This is a genomic window from Roseivivax isoporae LMG 25204 (assembly GCF_000521865.1).
Lineage (GTDB): Bacteria > Pseudomonadota > Alphaproteobacteria > Rhodobacterales > Rhodobacteraceae > Roseivivax > Roseivivax isoporae.
The window spans coordinates 1-2,018 of sequence record NZ_JAME01000100.1 but is presented as its reverse complement, the minus strand read 5'-3'; the positions used below and the strand labels follow the sequence as shown (position 1 = coordinate 2,018).

The 2,018-nt window shown below is 65.3% G+C and carries 3 protein-coding genes; all 3 read left to right on the top strand.

Annotation, left to right across the window (positions count from 1 at the left end):
• The coding region (locus RISW2_RS22715) for a sulfate ABC transporter substrate-binding protein (RefSeq protein WP_043775640.1) at positions 1-792 on the top strand (792 nt) is incomplete at its 5' end.
• A 3-nt stretch (positions 793-795) separates the two neighbouring features.
• Positions 796-1,635 (top strand): sulfate ABC transporter permease subunit CysT, encoded by an 840-nt coding sequence (cysT, locus tag RISW2_RS22710; RefSeq protein ID WP_043775637.1) that lies wholly within the window; start codon positions 796-798, stop codon positions 1,633-1,635.
• Complete coding sequence (locus tag RISW2_RS25170; protein ID WP_162164360.1) at positions 1,628-1,930, top strand: hypothetical protein; 303 nt, start codon at positions 1,628-1,630, stop codon at positions 1,928-1,930. Before cysT ends, RISW2_RS25170 begins: the two co-directional genes overlap by 8 nt.
• Positions 1,931-2,018 lie beyond the last annotated feature (88 nt).

Genomic DNA, 2,018 nt, shown 5'->3' with positions numbered 1-2,018 from the left:
CGTGCAGTGATCGACGGTCTCGAGGCGACGGTGGTGACCCTTGCGCTGTCGGCTGACATCTCGGCCATCGCGGAGCGCACCGGCAAGCTGCCCGAGGACTGGCAGTCGAGCCTGCCTCACAATTCGTCGCCCTATACATCAACCATCGTGTTCCTCGTTCGGGATGGGAACCCGAAGGGCATTTCCGACTGGGAGGACCTGACGCGGGATGACGTCCAGGTCATCACGCCGAACCCCAAAACGTCGGGTGGCGCGCGCTGGAACTTCATGGCCGCCTGGGCCTGGGCAGAGGAGGAATTCGGCGGCAACGACGAGAAGGTGCGCAGCTACATGTCGGATCTCTTCCTGAACGTGCCCGTGCTCGACACCGGTGCCCGCGGCTCGACCAACACCTTCACGCAGCGTGGGATCGGCGACGTGCTGCTCGCGTGGGAGAACGAGGCGTTCCTTGCGCTCGCGGAACAGGGCGAGGACGCCTTCGACATTGTCGTGCCCTCCGTGTCGATGCTCGCAGAACTCCCGGTGGCGCTTGTCGAGGGCAACATCACCTCCGACGCTCAGCGGGAGGCGGCTCAGGCCTATCTCGACCACCTCTACAGCCCCGAGGCGCAGGCGGTCGCGCTCAAGCATTATTATCGGGCCTGGGACACGTCCGCTGCGGCTCAGGAAGATGTCGAAAGGTTCCCCGAGGTTGAGCGCCTGTCGATCGACGATTTTGGCGGCTGGGCCGAGGTTCAGCCCGAATTCTTCGGCGAAGGCGGTGTCTTCGACCAGATCTACTCGGAGCAATAGGCCATGAGGGCGGGCATCCTGCGCTCGCCCTCACCCCTTCCGGGGTTTGGGCTGAGCTTCGGCATCATGGTCACCATCATGAGCATCGTGGTGCTTCTGCCGATCGGCGCGCTTCTAGGGCGCGGCCTGGCAATCGGACCAGCCGATCTCTGGGAGATGATCAACTCCCGGCGCATCTGGGCGGCGCTGGCGCTCTCGTTCCGCGCGGCCCTGGTCGCGTCGCTCTTCAACCTCGTCTTCGGGCTGCTGCTCGCCTGGGTGCTGGTGCGCTACCGCTTCTGGGGTCGCAGCCTGATTGACGCCGCCGTCGATCTGCCCTTCGCATTGCCGACGGCCGTGGCCGGTATCGCGCTCACCGCGCTCTACGCACCGAACGGCATCTTCGGCCAGGCCCTTGCGCCGCTCGGGATCACAGTCGCCTATACCGAGTTCGGCATTTGGCTGGCGCTCATCTTCATCGGGCTGCCCTTCGTCGTGCGGACCGTCCAGCCGGTCATTGAGGAACTCGACCGGGAGGTGGAGGAGGTCAGCGCCACCCTCGGCGCCCGGCGCGTCTACACCCTTCGCCGCGTGATCCTTCCGACCCTCACGCCGGCTCTGCTCACGGGCTTCGCGCTCGCGCTCGCACGCTCGGTTGGCGAATACGGCTCGGTCATCTTCATCGCCGGCAACCTGCCGTTCCAAACTGAGATCGCGCCGCTTCTCATCGTGATCCGGCTCGAGGAATACAACTACGACGCCGCCGCCGCGATCGGCATCGCCATGCTGGTGATCTCCTTCGCGATGCTGCTGGTCATTAACCTCATCCAGATCTGGAGCAGACGGAGGATCGGTCTTGTCTGATTACGCCAAAGTCCCCTGCACGTGCCCTATCGACCGGCAGCTTCCGCCGGGTTCCGGGTTCGTCCTCGCAAGCCTCCTGGGCCTCGGCGCATACGCCCTGGCCGCCTGCGTGCTGCTCGTCTCCGGCAGCTGGCTCTGGACGCTGCTGACATGGCTCCTGGCGAGTTCGATCGGCCTTGCCGGGGTCATAGCCATGCAAGCGGTCCGGGAGCACCTGGCACGCCGCGCCTGTCTCGATGCGAGGTGCCGATTTCGCGACCTCCTGCACCCCCGCTGGAGAAGCATGAATGTCTGAGGCCTCGCTCATCCATCTCGATCATGCCGCCACGGAGCCGCGCCTGGCGCGCCGCGTGCTGATCGGGATCGTCCTTGTCCTGATTTCG